This window comes from Streptomyces sp. NPDC014801, from assembly GCF_043082085.1.
Classification (GTDB): Bacteria; Actinomycetota; Actinomycetes; order Streptomycetales; family Streptomycetaceae; genus Streptomyces.
The window spans coordinates 350,486-375,707 of the sequence record NZ_JBIBXG010000012.1 but is presented as its reverse complement, the minus strand read 5'-3'; the positions used below and the strand labels follow the sequence as shown (position 1 = coordinate 375,707).

Below are 25,222 nucleotides of genomic sequence, written 5' to 3'. Positions count from 1 at the left end.
GGTGACTGGGCGGCTGATCGCGCAGTTCCCCGCGCCCCTGGGGGGTTGCAGTCACGCCTGCGTAGCTGCGGGCAGTCGTGCCGCTGGGCCAGCGCCCCACCCCGCGTAGCTGCGGGCAGTCGTGCCGCTGGGGCGGCACGGGTGGGCGCAGCGGCACCCCGCACCGCCGGGCTGCGCAACCCCGGCGTTCACCGCACCCATGGGCACAAGCGCACCCAAGGGCACCGCACCCCACGGCGAGCCCTCAGCCGAGACCCCGCAGAGCCTCCAGCTGCTCCAGGAACCACTTCGCCGGAGGCAACGCCGTCGCCGCCGCGGCCAACCGCTTCACCCGATCCGTCCGCTCCCCCGGCGCCATGCTCAACGCCTCGTGCAGCGCGGCGGCCGTACCGATCACGTCGTAGGGATTGACGGCGATCGCGTCCTCGCCCAGCTCCTCGTACGCCCCGGCCTCCCGCGACAGCACCAGCACGCACCCCTCGTCGGAGACGACCGGCACCTCCTTGGCGACCAGGTTCATCCCGTCCCGGATCGGGTTGACCAGCGCCACGTCCGCGAGCCGGTACGCCGCGAGCGAGCGCGCGAAGTCGTCCTCGACGTGGAGGACGACCGGCGTCCAGCCCTCCGTCCCGTAGGCCGCGTTGATCTCCTCGGCGACCCGCTGCACCTCGGCCGTGTAGTCGCGGTACACCGCGAGGTCCTGCCGGGAGGGGTAGGCGAAGGCGACGTGCACGACGCGCTCCCGCCACTCGGGGTGGTCGTCGAGCAGCTGCCGGAAGGCGAGCAGGCCGCGCACGATGTTCTTGGACAGCTCCGTGCGGTCCACCCGCACGATCGTCCTGCGGCCCGCGCCGATCTGCTCCCGCAGCGCCGTCATCCGCTCGCCGACGTCGGCCTGGTGGGCGCGCTCGCGCAGGAAGTCCGCGTCCGCGCCGAGCCCGTGCACCCCGATCCGGGTGTCCCCGAGCCCGCCCGCGAACTGCTCGCAACACGCGGTGAAGGCGTCCGCCCAGCGCCGGGTGAGGAAGCCGAGCCGGTCCGCGCCGAGCATGCCGCGCAGCACCTGCCGCGCGATGTCGTCGGGCAGCATGCGGAAGTACTCGGGCGGCGCCCACGGCGTGTGCGAGAAGTGCCCGATGCGCAGGTCGGGCCGCAGCTCGCGGAGCATGCCGGGGACCAGCGTGAGGTGGTAGTCCTGCACGATCACCACCGCGCCCTCGGCCGCCTCCTCGGCCAGCGCCTCGGCGAACGCGCGGTTGTACGTCTCGTAGGACGCCCACTGCCGCCGGAACTCCGCGTCGAAGACGGGCTCCAGCGGCGTCTGGTAGAGCATGTGGTGGACGAACCAGAGCACGGAGTTGGCGATGCCGTTGTAGGCGTCGGCGTGCACGTCGGCCGGGATGTCCAGCATCCGCACGCCCTGCTCGCCGGCCCCGCGCCGCACCGCCTCGCGGTCGCCGTCGGACAGCGCGGAGCACACCCACAGCGCCCCCGCGTCCGGTCCGATGGCCGACAGCCCGGACACCAGTCCGCCACCGCCCCGCTTGGCGTGCAGCGAGCCGTCGTCGCCCACCGTGTACGACACCGGGCCGCGGTTGGACGCGACCAGCACCCGAGCCTTCTGATCAGCAGCGTGCGAGGAAGCCATAGCCCTCAACCTAGCCCGCCCCGGAAAAACTCAAACGTATGGCCGGTTTCCGTGCCCTGTCGTATACGTCCCGTTCACGCCACCGCCCCCGAGTGGACCGGAACCCCAGCTCCGGAATCCCCGCATCGCTTGTGGAGATTTTGTGAGCCGTACAAGATGCCCCCTGCACCGAACGACGCGTACGCCAGGGGGGCGGATTGATCATGATCGGTATACGTGGTGGCAGAGGAACCCTGCCGGGGCGCAGAGCCTGCGGCCTCGCCGCACTCGCCGCGGCGGCCGTGCTGACGCTGGCCGGCTGCCAGGGCGACGGCACCGACGGCAAGGCGGTCCCGGCGGCCTCGCCGGTCACCAGTGCCGCACCGAGCACCACGGCTCCGCAGCCCTCGCCGACGAGCAGCAGCCCCACCCCGTCGGCCGAACCCACCGTCGCCACCATCGGCGACCACACCGGCGCGACCGTCGGCCGGGCCGTCGCCGCCGCCCGCGCGGGCGGCCTGCGCTACGCCGTCTACCTGGAGGGAACCGGTGCCTCCCTCGACGGCGGCGGCCGCACGGCCTCCTCCTGGGGCGCGAGCGAGAAGGTCTGCGAGCAGATCGACGACCCCGGCGACCGCAATCCCTCCTTCGACGTCGCCTTCGTCGTCGCCCGGGACGGCCGGGACTGCGACGGGCACCTGCTGCACACCCCCGCACCGACGCGCACCACCGCGGGCGGCGGCACCGGCGGGACCGGTGGAGGCGGCGGGACGAGCGCCGGTTCCGGCGGCGGCAGCAAGGCCTGCGCGATCACCAGCCCCGCGGGCAACTGCTACGCCGACGGCCAGTTCTGCGCCAAGCGCCACCACGGCCTGAGCACCTACGGCAAGGGCGGCGAGTACCTGACCTGCGAACAGGACGCCGCAGGCCGCTGGCGCTGGTCCGACGGCCACGCTGGCTGACGCCCGCGGAGCCCGGGGCATCCCGGTCTCACGCCACCTTCCGGGCCGCGTACTCCGCTATCTCCGTCATGGGGGGTCGTTCCTCCGTGTCGACGGAGTAGGTGCGGGGCTCGAAGCCGTCCTCGCCGCGTTCGAACTGGGTGAGGGACGGGCGGATCAGGTGGCCGCGGGCCAGGCGGAGCTGGGCGGTGCGGTAGATCGCGGCCGCCATCCGGCCGAGCGCCTGCCCGTCCTGGTGGCGGTGGATGCGCACGCCGACGTCGACCTGGGCGAGGGCGTCAAGGCCGGCCAGGTGCAGGGCGTCGACCAGCATGCCGAGCTCCACGCCGTAGCCGACGGGGAAGGGGAGCTGTTCCAGCAGGGTGCGGCGGGCCGCGTACTCGCCGCCGAGGGGCTGCACGAAGCCGGCCAGCTGCGGCCAGTGCATGTTCAGCAGCGGCCGGGCCATCAGCTCGGTGACCCGGCCGCCCTGCCCGGCCGCACCGGCCAGCGGGCGGTCGTACATCGCCTTGACCAGCTGGATGCCCGGGTCGGTCAGCAGCGGGCCGACGATGCCGGTGACGAAGTCGGAGGAGAACTCCTTCAGGTCCGCGTCGACGAAGCAGACGATGTCGCCGGAGGTGACCAGCAGCGAGCGCCACAGCACCTCGCCCTTGCCGGGGACGGCGGGGATGCGCGGCAGTATCTCGTCGCGGTGCACGACCCGGGCGCCCGCCGCGGCGGCCACCTCGGCGGTACGGTCGGTGGAGCCCGAGTCGACGACGACCACCTCGTCGACCAGCGGGGCCTGCTGCACGAGGTCGTGCCGGAGGATCGCGACGATGTCGCCGACCGTCTCCTCCTCGTTCAGCGCGGGCAGGACGACGGACACCGTCAGGCCCGTGGCCCGTTTGGCGGCCAGGATCTGGTGCAGGGGGCGGTCGGCCACGGACCAGGAGCGGGTGCTCAGCCAGCGCTCGACTTCTTCAAGCACGGTCTGCGGCTCCTCACTGTCTCGATCACAGGCGGTGACCGTGTGATCCATCTCGCGCTTCGGACGACTATCTCAACTGTCGTGGCCTTCGGTTACAGTCTTGAACAACGCTGATGACCATCGCATGTCGGGGGTCGCCCGGCGTTCTCACAACCACATACCGCTCATCCAGAGGGGCAGAGGGACACGGCCCGATGAAGCCCCGGCAACCCCCCTGATCACCGGACTCGTTCACGCGAGGCTCCCGGCCAGGGAAGGTGCCAATTCCGTCTCACGGCGAGATGCGTCGTGAGGAAGATGAGGAGAAAGGGCCTCGCCTCACATGGCTGCGCAGACAGTTGCAAGCACCTCCACCGTCGATCTCGGTCCCGCCGCGGCGCTGAGCTGCCGCGAGTGCGGCCACCGCGTCCCGCTCGGCCCGGTCTTCGCGTGCGAGGAGTGTTTCGGCCCGCTCGAGATCGCCTACGACTTCTCCTCCTACGACACCGAGGAGCTGCGCAAGCGCATCGAGGCGGGTCCCGCAAACATCTGGCGTTACGCCCCCCTGCTGCCCGTCCCCGCGGACGTGGCGGACAAGCCGAACCTCAACCCGGGCTGGACCAAGCTCGTCCAGGCCGACCACCTGGCCGCCGAGCTCGGCGTCGACGCCGGCAAGCTCTTCGTCAAGGACGACTCCGGCAACCCCACGCACTCCTTCAAGGACCGCGTGGTCGCGCAGGCCCTGGAGGCGGCGCGCGCCTTCGGCTTCACCACCCTGTCCTGCTCCTCCACCGGCAACCTGGCCGGCGCCGTCGGCGCCGCCGCCGCCCGGGCCGGCTTCCGCTCCTGCGTGTTCATCCCGCACGACCTGGAGCAGGGCAAGGTCGTCATGGCCGCGATCTACGGCGGCGAGCTCGTCGGCATCGAGGGCAACTACGACGACGTGAACCGCTTCTGCTCGGAGCTGATCGGCGACCCGGCCGGCGAGGGCTGGGGCTTCGTCAACGTCAACCTGCGCCCCTACTACGCCGAGGGCTCCAAGACCCTGGCGTACGAGGTCTGCGAGCAGCTCGGCTGGCGGCTGCCCGACCAGATCGTGATCCCGATCGCCTCCGGCTCGCAGCTCACCAAGGTCGACAAGGGCCTGCAGGAGCTGATCAAGCTGGGCCTGGTCGAGGACAAGCCGTACAAGATCTTCGGCGCGCAGGCCGAGGGCTGCTCGCCGGTGTCCACCGCCTTCAAGGCCGGGCACGACGTGGTCCGCCCGCAGAAGCCGAACACGATCGCCAAGTCGCTCGCCATCGGCAACCCGGCCGACGGCCCGTACGTCCTCGACATCGCCCGCCGCACCGGCGGCGCGGTGGAGGACGTCACCGACGAGCAGGTCGTCGACGCGATCAAGCTGCTGGCCCGCACGGAGGGCATCTTCGCGGAGACCGCCGGCGGGGTGACCGTGGGAGTGACCCGCAAGCTGATCGAGAACGGTCTCCTGGACCCCACGAAGACCACGGTCGTCCTGAACACCGGCGACGGCCTGAAGACCCTGGACGCGGTGGCCGGCACGGGCCTGACCGCCACCATCCGCCCGACCCTGGACTCCTTCCGAGAGGCTGGCCTCGCATGAGCGTGACCGTTCGTATCCCGACCATCCTGCGCACCTACACCGGCGGCCAGGCCGAGGTGAAGGCCGAGGGCGCGACCCTCGCCGAGGTGATCGCCGACCTGGAGAAGAACCACACCGGCATCGCCGCCCGCGTGCTGGACGACCAGGGCAAGCTGCGCCGGTTCGTCAACGTGTACGTCAACGACGACGACGTCCGCTTCGAGCAGGGCCTGGACACGCCCACCCCGGACGGCGCCGGCGTGTCGATCATCCCGGCGGTCGCCGGCGGCTGCTGACACACGGAGTTCATCGCGATTGCCCCCTCCGTGAGAGAAGCGGAGGGGGCAATTCCATGTGATTAGACGCGGTAGAGTTGGGGAACGCGCCCCGGAATCAACGGGGTGCGATCTCAGGAACCTGCTGCACGGGCGACAAGAAGTAGCCAAAGTACGCGGGTTTTTTGTCTTTTTTGCCCCCCTTTGTGCGGCCCGACTTGCTCGGAATTCAGGCGAATTCACGTGAGATTCCGGACCGGTCCCGTCCAGAATTCTCGTCCGACTGACCTGTTGCAGAGGGCAGTTGGACAGATACATTCAGCCGCGGTCGACGCGTTCCGGCGCACGCCCCCACCCATCGGGGGGCGAGGTCTGACCCGGATCCGCGAAGTGTGGATCTGTGCAAGGGCCAGTAATAGGGGAGTTAGGCATGGCTCAGGGCACCGTCAAGTGGTTCAACGCGGAGAAGGGGTACGGCTTCATCGCGGTCGACGGTGGTGCGGACGTCTTCGTCCACTACAGCGCGATCCAGATGGACGGCTACCGCACCCTGGAAGAGGGCCAGCGGGTGGAGTTCGAGATCTCGCAGGGCCAGAAGGGCCCGCAGGCCGACATGGTCCGCGTCACCGCCTGAACGTTCATTCACGCCGAAGGGCCCGCACCTCGCACAGGGTGCGGGCCCTTCCGCATGCCCGGCCGCCCCGCGCCGCGCCCCGCCGGCCGTCCGCGCGGGCCGCCCCGGCCGCCGTACGCCGGTGTTCGCGGGGGGCTGATCCATCGGCCCGACCCCCGGGAGGCGCTTGCACTCACCATGCCCGAGTGCTAATCATTGGCGTTAGCACTCTGAAGGTGAGAGTGACAACGTAAGGACCGGGTCGGTGAGGCCAGGGCCGGTGGGGAAGGAACCTTCCGGTCGGGGCCGTCCGTCGCGGGCGCGGGCGCGGTCCGAAGTAATCACCCCCAGTCCTGGAGGGACCACTTCACATGGCCAAGATCATCGCGTTCGACGAGGAGGCGCGGCGCGGCCTCGAGCGCGGCATGAACCAGCTCGCGGACGCCGTGAAGGTGACGCTCGGCCCCAAGGGCCGCAACGTCGTCCTCGAGAAGAAGTGGGGCGCGCCCACGATCACCAACGATGGTGTCTCCATCGCCAAGGAGATCGAGCTCGAGGACCCGTACGAGAAGATCGGCGCCGAGCTGGTCAAGGAAGTCGCCAAGAAGACGGACGACGTCGCCGGTGACGGTACGACCACCGCGACCGTGCTCGCCCAGGCCCTGGTCAAGGAAGGCCTGCGCAACGTCGCCGCCGGCGCCAACCCGATGGCCCTGAAGCGCGGTATCGAGAAGGCCGTCGAGGCCGTCTCCGCCGCCCTGCTGGAGCAGGCGAAGGACGTCGAGACCAAGGAGCAGATCGCCTCCACCGCGTCCATCTCCGCCGCCGACACCCAGATCGGCGAGCTGATCGCCGAGGCGATGGACAAGGTCGGCAAGGAAGGCGTCATCACCGTCGAGGAGAGCAACACCTTCGGCCTGGAGCTCGAGCTCACCGAGGGCATGCGCTTCGACAAGGGCTACATCTCCGCCTACTTCGCGACCGACATGGAGCGCATGGAGGCGGTGCTCGAGGACCCGTACATCCTCATCGCCAACTCCAAGATCTCCTCGGTCAAGGACCTGCTCCCGCTGCTGGAGAAGGTCATGCAGTCGGGCAAGCCGCTGCTGATCATCGCCGAGGACGTCGAGGGCGAGGCCCTGTCGACCCTGGTCGTCAACAAGATCCGCGGCACCTTCAAGTCCGTGGCCGTCAAGGCTCCGGGCTTCGGCGACCGCCGCAAGGCCATGCTCGGCGACATCGCCATCCTCACGGGCGGCGAGGTCATCTCCGAGGAGGTCGGCCTCAAGCTGGAGAACGCGACCCTGGACCTCCTGGGCCGCGCCCGCAAGGTCGTCATCACCAAGGACGAGACCACCATCGTCGACGGTGCCGGCTCCTCGGACCAGGTCGCGGGCCGTGTGAACCAGATCCGCGCCGAGATCGAGAACAGCGACTCCGACTACGACCGCGAGAAGCTGCAGGAGCGCCTGGCGAAGCTCGCCGGCGGTGTCGCGGTCATCAAGGCCGGTGCCGCCACCGAGGTGGAGCTCAAGGAGCGCAAGCACCGCATCGAGGACGCCGTCCGCAACGCCAAGGCGGCCGTCGAGGAGGGCATCGTCGCCGGTGGTGGCGTGGCCCTGCTGCAGACCACCCACGTCTTCGACAAGCTCGAGCTCGACGGCGACGAGGCGACCGGCGCCCAGGCCGTGAAGCTCGCGCTGGAGGCCCCGCTCAAGCAGATCGCCGTGAACGCCGGCCTCGAGGGCGGCGTCGTGGTGGAGAAGGTGCGCAACCTGACCCCGGGCCACGGCCTGAACGCCGCGACCGGCGAGTACGTCGACCTGGTCGCCGAGGGCATCATCGACCCGGCCAAGGTGACGCGCTCCGCGCTGCAGAACGCCGCGTCGATCGCCGCGCTGTTCCTCACCACCGAGGCCGTCATCGCCGACAAGCCGGAGAAGGCCGCTGCCCCGGCCGGCGGCGGCATGCCGGGCGGTGACATGGACTTCTGATCCCTCGCGGATCACCTGTCCTTCCGGGCCTTCCCGAAGGCCTTCGCCGAGGGCGGCACTCCCTGTCTCGTGGCAGGGGGTGCCGCCCTCGGGCGTTTCCGGGGCCGTAGGGGTGCCGGGATCGTCCGCAGGCCGAGTCCGTACGCGTGCCGAGTCCGTACGCGTGCCGAATCCGTACGTGCCGAGTCCGTGGGCGTGCCGGGGACGCATGCGCGCCGGGGCGCGGGCGTGGCCGGGATCACAGCGCGCGGGGGCGCCGGGGCGGAATGTGGCGGCGGGCATGGAGAGTTGCTTCAGTTGTTGCAACAATGCGCGCGCACATACCTACCGGTACCCGAGGAGCCCCCGTATGAGCCTCACCGAGCCCGCCGCCTCCCGCGCGGCCGCACTGCTGTCCCGCCCGGTCACCATCAACGGCCTGACCGTCCCGAACCGCATCGCCATGGCGCCGATGACCCGTATGTTCTCGCCGGGCGGCGTTCCCGGTGAGGACGTGGTGTCGTACTACGCCCGCCGGGCCGGTGCCGGGGTCGGTCTGATCGTCACCGAGGGCACCTACGTCGGTCATGCCTCCGCCGGGCAGAGCGACCGCGTGCCGCGGTTCCACGGCGAGGAGCAGCTGGCGGGCTGGGCGAAGGTCGCCGAGGCCGTGCACGCGGCGGGCGGCACCATCGTGCCGCAGCTGTGGCACATCGGCATGGTCCGCAAGCAGGGCGAGCCGCCCTTCCCGGACGCCCCGGCCATGGGCCCCTCCGGCCTGGTCACCGCCGGCGCCGAGCCGACCGGAAAGGCCATGACGCAGGCGGACCTGGACGACGTCGTCGCCGCGTTCGCGCAGGCCGCCGCCGACGCCGAGCGCATCGGCTTCGACGGCGTGGAGATCCACGGCGCCCACGGCTACCTCGTCGACCAGTTCCTGTGGGAGGGCACCAACCGCCGTACCGACGCCTACGGCGGCGACCCGGTCTCCCGGACCCGGTTCGCGGCGGAGATCGTCGCGGCGGTGCGCGAGAAGGTGTCGGCCGAGTTCCCGGTCATCTTCCGCTACTCGCAGTGGAAGCAGCAGGACTACACCGCGCGCCTCGCCGAGACCCCCGAGGAGCTGGAGGCGATCCTCACGCCGCTGGCCGCCGCCGGTGTCGACGCCTTCCACGCCTCCACCCGCCGCTACTGGCTGCCGGAGTTCGACGGCTCGGACCTGAACCTCGCGGGCTGGACGAAGAAGCTGACCGGCAAGCAGGCCATCACCGTCGGCTCGGTCGGCCTCGACGGCGACTTCATCAACGCCTTCCAGGGGCAGGGCTCCCCGGTGAAGAGCATCGACAACCTCCTGGACCGCCTGGAGGCCGACGAGTTCGACCTCGTCGCCATCGGCCGGGCGCTGCTGCAGGACCCGGAGTGGGCGGCGAAGGTGCTGGCGGGCCGCTTCGACGAGCTGAAGCCGTACGACGCGGCGTCGCTGAAGACGCTGAGCTGAGCGAGGGGCGCGCACGCGCCCGGAGACGGCCGGGGTGCCAGGAAGGCGGCACCCCGGCCGTCCGTGTGCCGGGCGGCGGATCGCCTCTAGAGGTTGCCCATCGGCTCGATGTCCACCTTCACGGGCGTGCCCCACACCCGCAGCACCTCGTAGTCGGTGAACTCGTGGACGAGGCGGTACGCCATCGCCGGCCGGGGCCCGCGCCGCTGGGCGGCCAGATACAGCTCGGCCTCCCGGTGGTCGTGGCGGGGGGTGCCGCACAGCTGCCACTCCCGCCCGTTCCACGCCTCCGGCAGCCAGCGCTGCTGCGGCTGCGGCCGGTCGCCGCGCACGCCGTAGCGGGACTGGGTGCGCTCCACCGGCTCGGCGGCACGGGGCCGGCCGTAGCCGCCGGTGACCTCGGCGCGGCGGGCGGCCCGCCGCCGGGTCTCGCACAGCAGGCACAGGTCGGGGGCGCTCTCGTCGACGGGCCCGTTGGGATGCTCGGCGCAGCGCGTGGTGGGCGGCGCCGAGGTCACGCTCTCCTCCAGCAGGTCCAGGGCCCGCCGCAGATCCGCCTTCACCTCGTGCAGCCGGGCGTCCGGTGTGTCGGCGGTCAGGGCCTCACCGTGCTCGCCGAGGAGCCGGAGGGCACGACCTAGGGCGGTGAGCTGCGCGTGATTCATCAGTGACCTGGGGTTCCTGGGGCCGGGACTCGGGCCGGTGTGCCGGGGGTGTCGTGGGTGTCGTTCTCCAGGGTAGGCGGCCCGCCGCCGGCCGCCGCGGGGGAGAGGGCCGGGAACGGGACCGGGGTGGCCCGCGGAACGAGTCCGTGGGCCACCCCGGGCGTCCTGCGCGCGAGGGCCGAGCGGCCCCCGGCTCAGACGTGGATGTCGACCACCTTGAGGTCGGTCGGGTATCCGGAACCGCAGTTGAGCACGGCCGCCTTCTCCTGGCTGAGCTTCCGGTAGCCCGGGTCGCCCTTGTAGGGGCCGTGGGTGCTGCCGGGGCCGGCGCACTTGGCCTGGACGTTCCAGTAGCCGTTGCCCTTCGTGCACCAGGCCTCGGCGACGTGGCTGCTGTTCGGCTTCAGGAACGCGCTGCAGCCGGACGGGCCGCCCGGGACGGCCTGGGCCGTGGCGGTGGTGCCGAACACCATGCCCGCGGCCAGCAGCCCCGACGCCGACGCGGCGAGGGTGAACTTCTTGAGTGTGCTGGTCATGCACTCTCCCCGTTTCGAACGGATCTTCCAGCCCGCGAAGGTAGTCCGAACGGTGCCGCTCCCACGTCATGCCCGGGGATGATCGCCGGGGACGCCCGATGGTGTATGACGCGAACAGGTCACCCACGGGCCCGGCGCGTCCGGGCCGCCGAACGCCCGTGGAGCGTCGGCGCCGCCGGACGCCCGTGGAGCGCCGGCGCTCAGCCCCGGGCCGCCGCCAGGGCCTCCCGCAGGTGGCCGTCCGACTCCGCCAGCAGCCGGGCGGCGGTCGGGCCGTCGACCTCGGCGAGCAGGGTCAGGATGGCGTGCTTCACCTCGCCGTCGGTGGCCGCGAGTGCCGCCTCGACCTCCTCCTCGCCCGCCCCGGTGGCCAGGGCGACGATCCGGCGGGAGCGGGCGCGCAGCTTGGCGTTGGAGGCGCGCACGTCGACCATCAGGTTCCCGTAGGTCTTGCCCAGCCGGATCATCGTGATCGTCGAGATCATGTTCAGGACGAGTTTCTGGGCCGTGCCGGCCTTGAGCCGGGTCGAGCCGGTGATCAGCTCCGGGCCGGCGACGATCTCGATGCCGTGGTCGGCCGCCGCCGCCAGCGCGCTGCCCGCGTTGCAGGCGAGCCCGACGGTCAGCGCGCCGACGGAGCGGGCGTGCTCGACCGCGCCGATGGCGTACGGGGTGCGGCCGGAGGCGGAGATGCCGACCACCGTGTCGTCGGGCGTGAGCTTCAGCGCGTCCAGGTCGCCTTGGGCGAGTTCCTTGGAGTCCTCGGCGCCCTCGACCGAGGCGACCATGGCCTCGGGGCCGCCGGCGATCAGCCCGACGACCTGGCCCGGCGCGGTGTTGAAGGTGGGCGGGCACTCGGAGGCGTCGAGCACCCCGAGCCGCCCGGCGGTGCCCGCACCGGCGTAGACGAGCCGCCCGCCGCGGGCCATGCGCTCGGCGACGGCGTCGATGGCGGCGGCGATCTCGGGCAGCCGTTCGGCGACCGCGGCGGGCACGCGGGCGTCCTCCGCGTTCATCAGCCGGGCGATCTCCTCGGTGGGCAACTGGTCGATGTCGGCGAGCTCGGGCCGGAAGGCTTCGGTGGTGAGGGCGTCGAGCTGGGCACGGAGGTCGTGGGCGCGGGGGCTGGAGGCCATGGCGGGGCGGCTCTTTCGGATCGGGGGTGCGGTGTCCTACCGGAAAAGGGGCGCGGGGCTCTGTCTGACGTGCGGCTGTGCCGCGTGGGCGCGATCGGCCGCGACGGACCCGCGGTCACCCACGACAGCCGGTCCTGCGGTCCCTCTCACCTCCGGTGCCGGTGCGCCAGCGCCTCGTACGACGCCGCCAGCGCCGGGCCCGCCGTGTCGTACGTCCGCTGCGCCACGCCCACGAACAGGCAGTCGACGACGAGGAGTTGGCTGGTGCGGGAGGACATCGCGGCCGGGCGCAGCTCGCTCTCCCGGGAGGTGGAGGTGGTCAGCACGTGGTCGGCGTACTGGGTGACGGGGCTGTCCGGGCGTCCGGTGATCGCCACGGTGGTGGCGCCGTGCTCGAAGGCGACGCGCAGCGGCTCGATGACGTCACCGGTGGAACCGGAGTGGGTGATGGCGATCGCCACGTCCCCGGCGCGCAGTTGGACCGCGTTGGTCACGGCGAGGTGCGGGTCGCTGTGGGCGTGCGCGATCAGCCCTATGCGCAGGAGTTTCTGGGTGAGGTCCTGGGCGACCAGCCCGGAGGCGCCGATGCCGTAGACGTCGGTGCGGCGGGCGGCGGCGAGCGCGGTGACGGCGGCGCCGAGTTGCGCGGTGTCCAGGCCCGCGGCGGTGTCGGCGAGGGTCTGCTGCTCGTCGTAGGCGAGTTTGGCGACGACGTCGGCGATCGGGTCGTCGACCGCTATGTCGGTGGTGATGGCGGGGGCGCGGCCGGACTGCTGCTGCGCGGCGAGCCCGGCGAGGGCCAGGCGCAGGTCCCGGTAGCCGGGGTAGCCGAGCAGGCGGGCGGTGCGCACGACGGTGGCCTCGCTGGTGCCGGTGCGTTCGGCGAGGCCGGTGACCGTCAGGGCGGCGCAGCCGGCGGGGTCGCCGGCGACGGCCTCGGCGACGCGCTGCATCGAGCGGGTCATCGACGGGGCGAGCGTGCGCACTTTGGCGGCCAGCGCCCCACCGAAAATTTCCTTCACATCCTGGCTCACCCCTGAAAGATATTTCCGGCTCGGTGCTCGGGGCAAGAGTGCGCACAATGGGGACATGGATCCCATCAACCCCCTGGAGCAGGCGCTGCACGCGGCTCGCGCACGCGTGATGGCGGACCTGATCGCGCGTGAGGTCGCCGAGGCCGACGTGGTGTCCATGGTCGAGGACTCCATCGCCCAGCGGCGCTGGTGGGTGGAGCAGTGGCCGGACGGCGCGGCCTACCTGGCCGGACTGGTCGCGCAGGACGTGCAGGACGCGCTGCTGGAGCGCTACGGCCGCTGGCCGCTGTGCCCGGTCTGCGGCTCCGGCGACCCGCACGCCCTCGAGGTCGAGCCCGAACTGGGCCCCGACCCGTACTGGGTGTGCTCCCAGGCCGGAGTGAAGGTCGCCGCGGTGGGGTCCCTGGGGCGCGCCACGGGCGGGGCGTACTCCTCGTGACGGTGTACGTCGACCCGCCCGCCTGGCCCGGCCACGGGCGACTCTGGTCGCACCTGGTGAGCGACCAGTCGTACGACGAACTGCACGCGTTCGCCGAGCGGTTGGGCGTGCCGCGGCGCGCCTTCGAACGCGACCACTACGACCTGCCCTCGCACCGCTACGGGGACGCGGTGGCCGCCGGCGCGGTGGAGGTCAGCAGCCGCGAGGTGGTCCGCCTGCTGACGGCGTCTGGCCTGCGCCGCCGCAAGGGGAGGACATGGGCGTGAGCGGGACGGGCCGGCGGGGGAGGCAGGGGAAGCAAGGGCCTCCCGCCGGCGGCGGCGTCAGTGCTCCCGTCACTCCCCGCGGACGTCACTCTCCGCGGACGTACAGACGCAGGGCGCCCTCGCGGTCCGACACGCCGTCGTGTTCCTCCGCCAGGCCCGCGCGGGTGAAGCCGGCCCGCTCCACGACCCGCTGGGAGCCGGTGTTGTCCTCGTCGATCACCGCGCACAGCTGCCGGACGTCGTCCCGCTCCAGCGCCCAGTCGGCCAGCGCGCGCAGCGCCTCCGTGGCGTAGCCGTGGCCGCGGGCGGAGGCGGCGAGGTCGTAGCCGATCTCCGCGCGGCCCTCCTCGTCGGGGACGCCGTGGAAGCCCATGCCGCCCACCGCCCGCCCGTCCTCGGTGCGGACCAGCACGAACACCCCGAACTCCGGCCGGTGCACGCCCGCCTCGTACGCCTTCAGCAGCAGCCCGGCGGCCTGCCGGGTGCCCTCGTACGGGCCGTCCTCGACCCAGGCGAACCCGCCGTCGCCGCCCAGGGCGAGATCGCGGGCGGCGGCGGGCGTGACGCCCTGCAGGGTCAGCCGCCCGGCGGTCAGCACCAGGTTGTTGGACCAGCGCCAAGCGGTGACCGGCGGCCGGCCGGGCAGCTCGCCGCGGCCGGTGGCCCACAGCAGGGTCGGCCAGGGCGCCGGGCCGGGCCGCACCTGCGGGAAGAGCCGCTCCAGCACGGCCGTGCACAGCTCCTCCGGCGGCTCGTAGCCGAACCCGAGGCCCTCGGCGAGATCGTGGGTGTGCAGCAGGACCTCGGTGACGCCCATCGCGGCGAAGCCCTCGCGGTTCGCGCTGCGGAAGGGGTAGGGGTGGAAGGCGCGCGCCTCGCGCGGGGCCGTGCGGACCGCGGCGGACAGCAGCGCGCCGGTCGCCTCGATGACGTCCAGCACCCCGGAGTTGTCCGCGTCGTCGTCCAGGGCCAGCTCGACGGGCAGCGCGCCGCCCGTCACCCGGCCCGCCAGCCGCCCGGCGTAGGCGAAGAGGTCCTCGGCGATGTGGAACGCCGTGGTGCGGCAGTCCCACTCCAGGCGTCCCGCCCGCACCCCGGACCAGTCCCGGTCCGTCACCTGCCGCAGCGCCGCCACACAGCCCGCCACGGCCTCGTCCACCTGGTCCCCGCCCCATGCCTGCATGAGCGGCACCCTAGGGGGCGGGCGGGCGTCAGGTCGACAGCATTTCCAGCTCGGCGCGCACGTTGTACCGGGCGGTCGCCTCCCAGTGCTCCTGCCCATAGGGCGTGCGGAACAGGCGGGGGAGAGCCAGGAGTTGGCGCAGCACGTCCGAACGCCCCGCGCGGAAGGCGTCGTTGGGCACGAAGTGGTACTCCTCGCGGACGGCCACCGTGTACGCCGCGTACGCCGACGGGGGCGCCGCCAGGATCGCCAGGTCGGCGTCGCACAGCACCTGCCCGTTGCGGTCGCCGTCGGCGGGGTCGTGCCCGGTCGTGAGCTGGACCAGGCGGGCGACCTCGGCGGTCTTCTCCGCGGACAGACCCGCCTCGGGCAGCGCGCGTTCGGCCAGCCGGGCCGAGCGCTCCTCGTTCGTGGACCGCTCGGGCAGATAGACGGCGTCGTGGAACCAGGCCGCGAGACGCACGAGGTCGGGGTTGTCGGCGTACTCCTGAAGGACGTCGACGTGGTCCAGCACCGCGGTGAGGTGCGCGAGCGTGTGGTAGTGCCGCTGCGGCTCCTGCCAGCGGCGCAGCAGGGCGTCGGCGTAGTCGTACGGATTGCGGGTGCAGGAGTCGTCGTCGCGCGCCGCGAGGAAGGCGCGCAGCCAGCGGTTCCGCAGATCGTCGAGATCGGCCATGCGCTCATTCTCCCGCCGCACGGTCGCCGTTTCTCCCGCCGGGCGCGCCGCGGTGCTCCCGCCGGAGGGGGCGGGCGTCCTAGCGTGGGGGGCATGACTGCTGCTGACGTACGTGATGCGGAACTGCCCGGGCGGCTGCTGACCGCCGAGCGCGACCAGTTGATCCCCTTGCTGCGTTCCCGGCCCGACGCGGACTTCGCGCGGCCCGCGACCGCGTGTCCGGGCTGGACGGTGCGGGATGTGCTGGCGCACTGTTCGGCCGCGCTGATGCGGGTGGTGGACGGCCGTTTCGAGGAGGGCGTGTTCTCGCCCGAGGCCAACGACCGGGACATCGCCGAGCGGGCCGGGTGGACGAACGCGCAGGTCGTGGACGAGCTGGAGCGCGGGATGACCGAGGCCGGGCCGCTGATCGCCAAGGCGGGCGGGCCGCTGGACGGGATCGCGTTCGGCGAGTGGGTGCACGCCGGCGACGTGCGCGAGGCCCTCGGCGAGCCCGGGGCGTACGGCGGCGCCGGGCTGCCGTACGCGCTCGCGCTGCTGGCGCAGGTGACGCGGGAGCGGGGGCTGCTGCCGCTGCAGGCGGACCTGGACGACGTGGACGAGCCGCTGCGGCTCGGGGCGCTCGTGCAGGAGCGGCCGCCCGCGCGCTACATCGGCGACTCCGCGACGCTGGTCCGCCTCTACACGGGCCGACCGGTGCCACCCGGCGATGGTTGGGAGCTGGCGGGCGCGGAGCCGGAGGAGCTGAACCTCTACGGCGGCTGAGCGCGTCGCCGGCGGCCGGGCCGGGCGAAATTTTCGGTCCGGGCGGCGGAGGGCGCCGCGGGGTTCGGCGGGCGGTGCGGGGCGTATCCTAAATTGGACTAGACCTGTAGCAGCCCGTCCGAGCCGACGAATGGGGTCCCATGAGCAAGCGCGCAGTCCTGGAGGTGATCGCCCTCGACGCGGCGGACGCCGTCGCCGCCCAGGCCGGAGGCGCGGACCGCCTCGAGCTGGTCACCGACATGGCCGCCGACGGGCTGACCCCGTCCGTGGAGACCTTCACCGCGATCCGCTCCGCGGTCGACCTCGACCTGCGGGTCATGCTGCGGCTCGCGGACGGCTTCGCGGCGGGGGACCTCTCGCGGCTGGTGGACGTCGCCGGTGGGCTGCGCGCGGCGGGGGCCGATCAGTTCGTGCTCGGCTTCCTCGACGCGCACGGCAGCGTCGACCTGGCGGCCGTCGAGCGGGTGGTGTCGGTGCTCGACGGCTGCCCCTGGACCTTCCACCGCGCCATCGACCACTGCGCCGACCGGGACGCGCTGCGCAAGGCGCTGGACGGACTGCCGGGACTGGACGCCTTCCTCACGGCGGGGGCCGCCTCCGGCGTGGACGAGGGGCTGCCGACGCTGCTCGCGGAGGCGGGGCGGTACGAGCAGCGGATCCTGGTGGGCGGGGGGCTGCGGCTCGACCACGTGCCCGCGCTGCGGGCGGCGGGGATCGACGCGTTCCACATCGGCGGAGCGGCTCGCTCCGCGGGTTGGGCGGGGTCGGTGTCGGAGGGTGCTGTTCGTGAGTGGCGGAGGGTGTTGGACGGGGAGTAGCGCCGTGGGGGTTCGGCCGGGGGCGGGTGCGGGTTGTGTGTGGCTGGTCGCGCAGTTCCCCGCGCCCCTTTCGGGGCGCCTGCGCTCAGCCCAGTTGTCCAGGCAGCGGTGCCGCGTGTGTGACGATCAAGCCTGATACCGCCCTTGTCAGGGCCACGTACAGGCGGCGCAGGCCCGTCCGTTCGTCGGGTTCGCCGTCGACCACCGCCTGGGGCTCGTCCAGGACCACGTAGTCGTATTCGAGACCCTTCGCGAGGGATGCCGGGACCAGGGTCAGGCGGGTGTCGGGGGTCGTCTCCTCGCCCGGGGCGAGGTAGGTCAGGCCCGCCGCCGTCAGTGCCTCGGCCAGTGCCGGGACGCGCGCGTCGGCGGCGATCAGGCCGATGGAGCCCTCGTGGGCGAGGAGTTCGCGGCAGGCGGCGACGACGTCCGGGTCCCCGTCGACGGTACGGGTCTCGAAGAAGCCGGGGTTCTCGCGGACCGACGCCACCGGGGTCAGGCCCGGCGCGATGTGCGGCAGCAGCCGGGAGGCGTACGTGATGACGTCCGTCGGCACGCGGAAACCGGCCGTCAGCTCCTCCACGACCGCGTCGGACTTGCCGAGGTGGGCCAGTGCCTCGGCCCAGCTGCGGGTCGCCCAGGGTGTGGTGCCCTGCGCCAGGTCGCCCAGGACGGTCGCCGAGCCGGTGGTGCAGCGGCGGCCCACCGCCCGGTACTGCATGGGGGACAGGTCCTGCGCCTCGTCCAGGACCACGTGCCCGAGGGAGTGCGTGCGCTGGATCAGGTCGGCGGCCTCGTCGATCAGCACGGCGTCCGCGGGCGACCACTTCGCCGACTTCACGCTGCGGGCCGGCTTCGCCCACGTGATGGCCTTCTGCTCCTCGTCGGTGAGGATGCCCTCCGCGTGCTCGGCGAGGAATTCCGGCTCCGACAGCAGCCGCAGCACCAGCTTCGCCGGGTCGACGACCGGCCAGATCGTCTTCACCGCCGCCTTGACCGCGCTGTTGCGGGCCACGGCGTCCTGCACGCGGTCGTCGGGCGCCTCGCCGGAGCGCTCCATCTGCACCAGCACCGCGTGCGCGATCCGCTGCGGCAGTGCCTCGCGGGCGGCGCCGTACCGGATGCCGCGGTCCAGCAACTCGCGGACCAGTTCCTCCAGTTCGTACGCCGGGACGCGCCAACGGCGGGAGCCGCGCACCACGACGACCGGCTCGGTGGGCACGGTCACGTGGGAGTACAGGGCACGCCGGAGCACCTCGGCCATCCGGGCGTCGCCCTTGACCACCGCTGCGGCCGCGTCGTCGCCGCCGCGGACCTCCACGTGCGCCACCAGGTCGTCGACGGTGGCCTGCTGCACGGTCAGCTCGCCCAGCGCGGGCAGCACCTGCTCGATGTAGTGCAGGAAGCTCTTGTTCGGCCCGATGACGAGGGTGCCGGCGCGGGCCAGCCGCTCGCGGTGGGCGTACAGCAGGTAGGCGACGCGGTGCAGGCCGACGGCGGTCTTTCCGGTGCCGGGGCCGCCCTGCACGCACACGGTTCCGCTCAGCCCGCTGCGGACGATCTCGTCCTGCTCGGGCTGGATGGTCGCGACGATGTCCCGCATCGGGCCGACGCGCGGGCGCTCGATCTCCTGCTGGAGCAGGCGGCTGGTCTTCGCCGCCTCCGCCGGGTCCGACAGATGCTCGTCCTCGTACGCGGTCAGCTCGCCGCCGGTGTAGCCGAAGCGGCGGCGCAGCGCGACGTCCATCGGGTCCTTCTTGGAGGCCCGGTAGAACGGCTGGGAGACGGGCGCACGCCAGTCGATGACCATGGGGTCGCCCGCGGTGTCGTGCACATGCCGGCGCCCGATGTAGAACTGCTCGCCCTCCGCGCCCTCGGCCTGCTCGGCGCCGGGGGCGTGCAGGTAGTCGAGGCGGCCGAAGAACAGCGGGGTGTCGCTGAGGTCGGCGAGCGCCTTGATGCGTTCGTCGATCTGGCGGGCGAGGACCTGGGCGTTGACCCAGTTCGCGGCGACGTCGGTGATGTCGAGCGCCTCGACGTCCTCCCGCATCGCGCGCAGCGCGGCACGCGAGGCGGCGAGGTGATCGCGTTCCCGGGCCAGGGGGTCGTCGGCGGACAGGGACACGGACGTGGACAAGGGGGTGCCTCCGGAAGAACCTGCGCGGGGGTGACTCCAGTACTTCTCCGGCCGGTTTCCGACCGGCCGGCGGCACTCCGTGAAGGGAGGCGGGCAAGAGCGGAGATTCTAGGTGACGCCGCCTGCCCGGAGCCAATGCTTTTTCCGGTCCGCCGCCTGCCCGGGGCCAACGCTTTTTCCGGTCCGCCGCCTGCCCGGGGGCCAACGCTTTCTCCGCTCCCGGATCCCCCGGCACGACACCCGGCCCCCACCCCCTGGGGCCGTACCGCCCGGCCGCCGCCCCCTAGGGGCCGTGCCGCTCGTGGACTAGGGGAAACGGGGGACCGTGGACCGACGACACCCTTATGTCCGTAATCGCACTATGGAGGCATGACCACTGCCACGTTCAGCCCAGCCCCCGGCCGTCCCTCCGGTGCCAGTCCCGTGGAGGCCGGTCATCGTCACCTGGTCGGCGACGCTCTGCGCGCCGTGAAGGTCTACGTCCGTGCCGCGTTCGACGTCGTGATCCTCGGTGAGTACGGCGAGGAGGCCGGTGTACGGCGCCGGTACGGACCGCGGGTGAGTACGCGGACACCGCCCGACTGAGTACCGGGGCCGGTGTGCGGGCACCGGCCCCGCGGCTTGACTTCACCCCATGACCACACCGCACTTCGCGGCCCTCCCGGCCCCCGCGGCCGACCGGGACGGGCGCGCCTGGATCGCGCCGGCCCTCGCCACCGTCCTGCTGGCGCTCCTCGGGCCCCTCGCGCTGCTCTTCGGCGGGCTGTCGGGCATGGCCACCGACGCCTGCGGTCCCGACGACTGCTCGCAGGCGCTCGAGACCTCGCTGACGCTGATCTACGGCACCCTCTTCTTCGGCAGCCTCGTGAGCGTCGGCGCCCTGCTCGCCGCCTGGCTGCTGCCCTGGCGGCGCCGCTGGTCGCAGCCGCGGGCCTGGCTGGCGGCGGCGTCCCTGCTGCCGCCGCTGTTCGTCCTGCTGCTGGTCTTCACGCTGCCGAACGGCTGACCGGGCGCCTCGCCGCCGAACGGCTGACCGGGCGTCACGCTGCGGAACGGCTGACCGGGCGCCTCGCCGCCGAACGGCTGACCGCGCGTCACGCTGCCGAACGGCTGACCGGGCGCCTCGCTCAGCTCTCCGCGAGGAGTTCGTCGGCGTCGACGATCCGGTACGCGTACCCCTGCTCGGCCAGGAAGCGCTGGCGGTGCGCGGCGAAGTCCTGGTCGAGGGTGTCGCGGGCGACGACCGAGTAGAAGTGGGCCTGGTGGCCGTCCGCCTTGGGCCGCAGCACCCGGCCCAGCCGCTGCGCCTCCTCCTGCCGCGACCCGAACGTGCCGGACACCTGGATGGCGACCGTCGCCTCCGGCAGGTCGATGGAGAAGTTGGCGACCTTGGATACGACGAGCACGTTGATCTCGCCGGCCCGGAAGGCGTCGAAGAGTTTCTCGCGCTGCGCGTTGGACGTCTCGCCCTTGATCACGGGTGCGTTCAGATGCTCGCCCAGTTCGTCGAGCTGGTCGATGTACTGGCCGATGACGAGGATCTGCTGCCCGGCGAAGCGCCGCACGATCGCCTCGGTCACCTTCCGCTTGGTGTCCGTCGTCGCGCAGTACCGGTACTTCTCCTCCGCCTCCGCGGTCGCGTACGCGAGCCGCTCGGAGTCGGTGAGGTTCACCCGGACCTCGACGCAGTCGGCGGGCGCGATATAGCCCTGCGCCTCGATCTCCTTCCACGGCGCGTCGAACCGCTTGGGCCCGATGAGCGAGAAGACGTCCGACTCCCGGCCGTCCTCGCGCACCAGCGTCGCCGTCAGCCCGAGCCGCCGCCGCGCCTGCAGGTCGGCGGTGAACTTGAACACCGGCGCCGGCAGCAGATGCACCTCGTCGTAGACGATGAGGCCCCAGTCGCGGGAGTCGAACAGCTCCAGGTGCGGGTAGACGCCCTTCCGCTTCGTCGTCAGCACCTGGTACGTGGCGATCGTGACGGGCCGGATCTCCTTCCTCGTGCCGCTGTACTCGCCGACCTCGTCCTCGGTCAGCGAGGTCCGCTTCACCAGCTCGTGCTTCCACTGCCGCGCCGAGACGGTGTTGGTGACGAGGATCAGCGTCGTCGACTTGGCCTGGGACATCGCCCCGGCGCCGACCAGCGTCTTCCCGGCGCCGCACGGCAGCACGACGACGCCGCTGCCGCCGTGCCAGAAGTTCTCCACGGCCTGCTTCTGGTACGGCCGGAGCGCCCAGCCGTCCTCGTGCAGCTCGATGGGGTGCGCCTCACCGTCGACGTACCCGGCGAGGTCCTCGGCCGGCCAGCCCAGCTTCAGCAGCGTCTGCTTGATCTGCCCGCGCTCGGAGGGGTGCACGACGACCGTGTCCGGGTCGATGCGCGCGCCCACCAGCGGCGCGATCCGCTTCGACCGCAGCACCTCCTCCAGCACCGGCCGGTCGGTGGTGGTGAGCACGAGCCCGTGCGCCGGGTGCTTGCTGAGGGTGAGCCGCCCGTAGCGGTCCATGGTCTCGGCGATGTCGACGAGCAGCGCGTGCGGCACCGGGTAGCGGCTGTACTGCACCAGCGCGTCCACCACCTGCTCGGCGTCGTGCCCGGCGGCGCGCGCGTTCCACAGCCCGAGCGGGGTCACCCGGTAGGTGTGGATGTGCTCCGGCGCCCGCTCCAGCTCGGCGAACGGCGCGATGGCCCGACGGCACGCGTCGGCCTGCTCGTGGTCGACCTCCAGCAGGAGCGTCTTGTCGGACTGGACGATCAGCGGTCCGTTCACGCGCGGCACACACCCTTTCCACAACGGCCCAAACGTCCAGTGTGCCGCACGGGCCGCCCGACCGTCCGCGGGCTCGGCCACGCGGGGTCCCTCGCCTGTGCGCGCCGCAGTGGCCGACGGCCTACCGTCCGCGAGCTGCGGCGCCTGGGTCGCTCGTCGGCGCGAGCCGCAGCACCGGGCGGTCGCCCGTCCGTGGGGCACGGCCACGCGAGGTCCCTCGCAGCGCGCGCGCCGCCGTGGCCGGCGGCCGGTCGTCCGTGGGGCTCGGCCACTGTCCAGGCAGCCGTGGGCGGTCGGCCCGGGGGCGTTCCGCCGTACCCCGTCGTCAGTCGTCCGCGAGTTCCGCCACGCCTGTGATCCGGTGCAGGGGGAACGTGCGCACCTCGTCCGCGGTGTGGTCGTACGCCGTCACGAAGCCGCCCTCGACCCGTACCGGCGCGATGACCCGCTGGCTGGCGGCGCCCTCGGCGTTGACGAAGCCGATCCAGACCGCCTCGCCGGTCAGGCAGGCCGCCTGCATGGTGGCGAGGGTCTCCGCGGAACTGGTGCGCGGCAGTTCGCCCGGCGCCACCGAGCCGCCCTCGCTCGGCTTGCGCGGGGCCGTGGACGCCAGGTCACCGGCGCGGATGGCGCGGATCGCCGCCGCGAGCAGCGTGGCGTCGGGCACCGGCGGCCCGTCCGGCACCGGCTCGGGCGCGGTCCGCGGCGGGGTGCGGTGGGCGTCGGCCCGCGCGATGAGCACGTCGCCCTCCGCGGACTCGGCGGCCGGCGCGAACCCCATCGCCCGCAGCCCCTCCAGCAGCGCCGCCGGATCGGCCTGCGCGGCCAGCACGGTCGGCGCGAGGCGGCGCAGCCGCAGTCCGGCGGCCCGCCGGTCGGCGAGGATCTCGTTCAGCAGGGCGTCGTCGTCGCAGCGCACGTACGCCGACGCGGCCCCCACCCGCAGATGCCCGTGTCTGCGCGCCACGTCGTCGATCAGATAGGCGAGCGGCTGCGGCACGGGCGTGCGCGAGTGGGCGGCGAGGAAGGCGTGCAGGTCGGAGGCGGACCGCCCGGCGTCCAGGGCGCGGCGCACGGACGCGGGCGTGAACCGGTACACGGTCGCCCCGCCCTTGGACTCCACGTCCGCGAGCACCGCCAGCATGTCCGCGAGCGGCCGCTGCAGCGGGCCCGGCGCCACGGCGGTCAGGTCGGCCTGCAGCAGGACGTGGTCCAGCGGCTCGGGCAGCAGCGGTGCCAGCAGCCGGGCGGCCGCGGCCGTGGCGCCGGCCTGCTCGGCGGCGGTGAGGGGGGTGGCGGCCCGGTGGTGATGGTGGACGGGCAGCTTGTCCCCCGGACCCGCGGATTCCTCCCGGGCCCCCCGCGGCTCCCTCGCCCCACGGGCCCCTTCGGGCACGGGTACGCCGAGCAGCGCCCGCCCGGGCGCCGACAGCGCGCCCCGCCCGGTCACCCCGATCAGCTCGGCCTCGTGGAGTGTCCACTGCGCGAGCCGGGCCCGCAGATCGTCCTCCCGGCGCTGCGGACGCTCCCAGCGCAGCCGCTCCAGCACCGACTCGGCGACCGGCGCCGCGCCCTCCGGCAGGGCGGCGAGCAGCGTCAGCACCCGGTGCCGTACCTCGGGCGCAGCGGACCGGTCGAGCCCCGGCCCGAGTGCGGCCAGGGTCCGCTCCTTGGCGTCCCGCCCGCCCACAAGACCGGGCGTGCGCGTGGCCGCCAGCCATGCCTCGGCGAGCCGTCCCCACCGCTCGGCGGGCGGCAGCTCGCGCCACTCGTCGTACGCGGGTGTCGGCGCGTACCGCTCGTCGGCCTCCCCGTCGGAGGCGACCAGCCCCGCGGCGTACGCCAGCTCCACCCAGAACGCGGCCACCGGCTCCGCGACGTCCAGGGCGACGGCGGTCCGCTTGAGGTCCCGCACGCTCAGCCCGCCCGCCCGCAGCACGGCGGGCCCGCCCTCGTCCCACTCCTTCAGCAGCTCCTCGACGGTCGCGAGGGCGGTGAGCGCCTGGCCGGCCGCGGTGCTGTCCACAACCTGTGGACGGTGTACGGCGGCGACGGCGACCGGCGGCGGCACCGGCTCCGGCTCCCGGTGCGCCCGCCCGCCCCGCAGGTGCAGGGCCACCTCCCGGGGCAGTACGACGGTGCCGGGCGCCGTCGGCAGCAGCAGCCCCCGGTCGAGCAGCCACCGCAGGTGCGCCGCCGGATCGGCCGTGACCTGCCCGTACGGCGGGCCCCACACCAGCCGCTCCAGCACCTCCCGTGCCTCCGCCGGGGCCTTGGCGAGGAGCCGCGCCATCCGCTTGCGGTGCGTGAACAGGCCGGTCAGCGCGGCCACGGCGGACACCGAGTCGTGCGTGGACGGCAGCCCGGCCGTGGTGACGATCTCCTGGATGCGCCCCGGCGACATGCCGGCCGTCGCCTCCTGAACGGTCGGGCCCAGACCGGTCGGCGACGGGTGCTGCGGCGACGGCGACAGCAGTTCGCGCGCGGTGCGCACCAGGCGCAGGCGGTCGTCGCCGCCCCACACCAGCGCCTGCTCGCGCAGCACACCGAGGGCGTGCGGCAGCGCGGCGGCGACGGCCGCGTCCCGCTCGTCCCCGGCCATCAGCCCGAGCAGCTCCTCGTACCTCGCCGGGTCACCCGCGACGGCCAGCGCCTGCGCGGTCTGCAGCGCGAAACGGTCCAGCCGCTCCAGGGCCCGTACGACGCTCGCGCGGGTCCCGGCGCGGGTGGCGAGCTGCGTGAGGTCCGTGGGGACGGGGGTGATCAGGTCGGGACGGCTGCGCAGGAGGGCGGCGAGGGAGACGTCGTCCCGCGAGCGGAGCGCTTCCGCGAGGGAGCGGGGGGCCGGGGTGTCCTCGGTGCTCATCCGAACCACGGTAGCGGGTTGCCTGCGGCGGCTGACCCCACGAGACGGCAACCTGCGCCGGGGCTCCACCGCACCGACGTCCCGCTGAACGCCGTGGGGTGCGCGGCCCGGCGGTGCGTGGCGCCCGGGGGTGCGGTGAACGCCGGAGGTTTTCGCAGCCCGGCGGTGCGGGGTGCCGCTGCGCCCACCCGTGCCGCCCCAGCGGCACGATTGCCCGCAGCTGCGTAGGGAAGGGGGTGGTGGCAACCCCCTCAGGGGCGCGGGGAACTGCGCGACCAGCCACCCACTCACCCGCACCCGGCAATGATCAGGAACCCACCCGTTGAGGCGCCGCAGGCACCCGCGCCCGGCAATGATCAGGAACCCACCCGTTGAGGCGCCGCAGGCAGCCGCGCCTGGCAAAGCCCACCCCGGCGGGGCCGTATAC

The 25,222-nt window shown here is 73.1% G+C and carries 23 protein-coding genes and 1 riboswitch; of the genes, 12 read left to right on the top strand and 11 right to left on the bottom strand.

Annotation, left to right across the window (positions count from 1 at the left end; all coding sequences use genetic code 11):
* Positions 1–244: 244 nt before the first annotated feature.
* Positions 245–1,648 (bottom strand): trehalose-6-phosphate synthase, encoded by a 1,404-nt coding sequence (locus ACF1AL_RS29475; RefSeq protein ID WP_391660242.1) that lies wholly within the window; start codon positions 1,646–1,648, stop codon positions 245–247.
* A 203-nt stretch (positions 1,649–1,851) separates the two neighbouring features.
* Between ACF1AL_RS29475 and ACF1AL_RS29470 the strand changes: the two genes are divergently transcribed.
* Positions 1,852–2,589 (top strand): hypothetical protein, encoded by a 738-nt coding sequence (locus ACF1AL_RS29470; RefSeq protein ID WP_391780747.1) that lies wholly within the window; start codon positions 1,852–1,854, stop codon positions 2,587–2,589.
* A 28-nt stretch (positions 2,590–2,617) separates the two neighbouring features.
* Here the strand turns inward: ACF1AL_RS29470 and ACF1AL_RS29465 are convergent, their stop codons facing one another.
* On the bottom strand, positions 2,618–3,562 hold the full coding sequence (locus tag ACF1AL_RS29465; protein WP_391702605.1) for a glucosyl-3-phosphoglycerate synthase: 945 nt from the start codon (positions 3,560–3,562) through the stop codon (positions 2,618–2,620).
* 161 nt (positions 3,563–3,723) lie between these two features.
* Positions 3,724–3,866: riboswitch (SAM riboswitch) on the top strand.
* Positions 3,867–3,884: 18 nt separating this feature from the next.
* Here ACF1AL_RS29465 and thrC point away from each other — a divergent pair.
* The 5 genes from thrC to ACF1AL_RS29440 all read left to right on the top strand — a co-directional run bounded on the left by thrC (position 3,885) and on the right by ACF1AL_RS29440 (position 9,503).
* Positions 3,885–5,165 (top strand): threonine synthase, encoded by a 1,281-nt coding sequence (gene thrC, locus ACF1AL_RS29460; protein WP_391702608.1) that lies wholly within the window; start codon positions 3,885–3,887, stop codon positions 5,163–5,165.
* Positions 5,162–5,440, top strand: coding sequence for a MoaD/ThiS family protein (locus ACF1AL_RS29455; protein ID WP_366835460.1), 279 nt, complete (start codon positions 5,162–5,164; stop codon positions 5,438–5,440). The genes thrC and ACF1AL_RS29455 overlap by 4 nt, the downstream gene beginning before the upstream one ends.
* Positions 5,441–5,849: 409 nt before the next feature.
* Positions 5,850–6,053, top strand: a complete 204-nt coding sequence (locus ACF1AL_RS29450; RefSeq protein ID WP_004986573.1) for a cold-shock protein — start codon at positions 5,850–5,852, stop codon at positions 6,051–6,053.
* A gap of 350 nt (positions 6,054–6,403) precedes the next feature.
* Complete coding sequence (gene groL / locus ACF1AL_RS29445) at positions 6,404–8,026, top strand: chaperonin GroEL (protein ID WP_361631511.1); 1,623 nt, start codon at positions 6,404–6,406, stop codon at positions 8,024–8,026.
* Between the two features lie 349 nt (positions 8,027–8,375).
* Entirely contained in the window at positions 8,376–9,503 is a 1,128-nt protein-coding gene (locus ACF1AL_RS29440; RefSeq protein ID WP_366835461.1) for an NADH:flavin oxidoreductase, read from the top strand.
* An 86-nt stretch (positions 9,504–9,589) separates the two neighbouring features.
* Here the strand turns inward: ACF1AL_RS29440 and ACF1AL_RS29435 are convergent, their stop codons facing one another.
* The 4 genes from ACF1AL_RS29435 to ACF1AL_RS29420 form a co-directional block, all read right to left on the bottom strand.
* The gene (locus ACF1AL_RS29435; RefSeq protein ID WP_391828126.1) at positions 9,590–10,168 is read right to left on the bottom strand and encodes a hypothetical protein; all 579 of its coding nucleotides are present in this window, start codon (positions 10,166–10,168) and stop codon (positions 9,590–9,592) included.
* A 194-nt stretch (positions 10,169–10,362) separates the two neighbouring features.
* Positions 10,363–10,704 carry a hypothetical protein gene (locus ACF1AL_RS29430; protein ID WP_366835463.1) on the bottom strand — a complete coding sequence of 114 codons (342 nt, stop codon included), beginning with the start codon at positions 10,702–10,704 and terminating at the stop codon, positions 10,363–10,365.
* A 200-nt stretch (positions 10,705–10,904) separates the two neighbouring features.
* A complete protein-coding gene (murQ, locus tag ACF1AL_RS29425; protein WP_391828124.1) occupies positions 10,905–11,840 on the bottom strand; it encodes an N-acetylmuramic acid 6-phosphate etherase in 936 nt (311 codons plus the stop codon).
* A 146-nt stretch (positions 11,841–11,986) separates the two neighbouring features.
* The gene (locus ACF1AL_RS29420; protein ID WP_384214045.1) at positions 11,987–12,874 is read right to left on the bottom strand and encodes a MurR/RpiR family transcriptional regulator; all 888 of its coding nucleotides are present in this window, start codon (positions 12,872–12,874) and stop codon (positions 11,987–11,989) included.
* Positions 12,875–12,929: 55 nt separating this feature from the next.
* On the opposite strand from ACF1AL_RS29420, the gene ACF1AL_RS29415 reads away from it, so the two are divergent.
* Entirely contained in the window at positions 12,930–13,313 is a 384-nt protein-coding gene (locus tag ACF1AL_RS29415; RefSeq protein WP_366835466.1) for a hypothetical protein, read from the top strand.
* Positions 13,310–13,579 (top strand): DUF4031 domain-containing protein, encoded by a 270-nt coding sequence (locus tag ACF1AL_RS29410; RefSeq protein WP_391828122.1) that lies wholly within the window; start codon positions 13,310–13,312, stop codon positions 13,577–13,579. The genes ACF1AL_RS29415 and ACF1AL_RS29410 overlap by 4 nt, the downstream gene beginning before the upstream one ends.
* 85 nt (positions 13,580–13,664) lie before the next feature.
* Here the strand turns inward: ACF1AL_RS29410 and ACF1AL_RS29405 are convergent, their stop codons facing one another.
* Together ACF1AL_RS29405 and ACF1AL_RS29400 are read right to left on the bottom strand one after the other, a co-directional pair.
* Positions 13,665–14,762, bottom strand: a complete 1,098-nt coding sequence (locus tag ACF1AL_RS29405) for a GNAT family N-acetyltransferase (protein WP_386419308.1) — start codon at positions 14,760–14,762, stop codon at positions 13,665–13,667.
* Between the two features lie 28 nt (positions 14,763–14,790).
* Positions 14,791–15,438 carry a hypothetical protein gene (locus tag ACF1AL_RS29400; RefSeq protein WP_391828120.1) on the bottom strand — a complete coding sequence of 216 codons (648 nt, stop codon included), beginning with the start codon at positions 15,436–15,438 and terminating at the stop codon, positions 14,791–14,793.
* A 93-nt stretch (positions 15,439–15,531) separates the two neighbouring features.
* Here ACF1AL_RS29400 and ACF1AL_RS29395 point away from each other — a divergent pair, with 93 nt between their 5' ends.
* A complete protein-coding gene (locus ACF1AL_RS29395) occupies positions 15,532–16,203 on the top strand; it encodes a maleylpyruvate isomerase family mycothiol-dependent enzyme (protein ID WP_386419306.1) in 672 nt (223 codons plus the stop codon).
* A 140-nt stretch (positions 16,204–16,343) separates the two neighbouring features.
* The gene (locus ACF1AL_RS29390) at positions 16,344–17,021 is read left to right on the top strand and encodes a copper homeostasis protein CutC (protein ID WP_391828119.1); all 678 of its coding nucleotides are present in this window, start codon (positions 16,344–16,346) and stop codon (positions 17,019–17,021) included.
* An 85-nt stretch (positions 17,022–17,106) separates the two neighbouring features.
* Here the strand turns inward: ACF1AL_RS29390 and ACF1AL_RS29385 are convergent, their stop codons facing one another.
* Positions 17,107–19,071 (bottom strand): HelD family protein, encoded by a 1,965-nt coding sequence (locus ACF1AL_RS29385; protein WP_391828144.1) that lies wholly within the window; start codon positions 19,069–19,071, stop codon positions 17,107–17,109.
* Between the two features lie 456 nt (positions 19,072–19,527).
* On the opposite strand from ACF1AL_RS29385, the gene ACF1AL_RS29380 reads away from it, so the two are divergent.
* The gene (locus ACF1AL_RS29380; protein WP_366835472.1) at positions 19,528–19,743 is read left to right on the top strand and encodes a hypothetical protein; all 216 of its coding nucleotides are present in this window, start codon (positions 19,528–19,530) and stop codon (positions 19,741–19,743) included.
* A 49-nt stretch (positions 19,744–19,792) separates the two neighbouring features.
* Positions 19,793–20,164: a hypothetical protein gene (locus ACF1AL_RS29375; protein WP_391660234.1), complete on the top strand. Its 372-nt coding sequence runs from the start codon at positions 19,793–19,795 to the stop codon at positions 20,162–20,164.
* A 121-nt stretch (positions 20,165–20,285) separates the two neighbouring features.
* Here ACF1AL_RS29375 and ACF1AL_RS29370 read toward each other — a convergent pair whose 3' ends face one another.
* Together ACF1AL_RS29370 and ACF1AL_RS29365 are read right to left on the bottom strand one after the other, a co-directional pair.
* Entirely contained in the window at positions 20,286–21,929 is a 1,644-nt protein-coding gene (locus ACF1AL_RS29370) for a DNA repair helicase XPB (protein ID WP_384214038.1), read from the bottom strand.
* A 325-nt stretch (positions 21,930–22,254) separates the two neighbouring features.
* Entirely contained in the window at positions 22,255–24,795 is a 2,541-nt protein-coding gene (locus tag ACF1AL_RS29365; protein WP_391828117.1) for a helicase-associated domain-containing protein, read from the bottom strand.
* Positions 24,796–25,222: the final 427 nt, after the last annotated feature.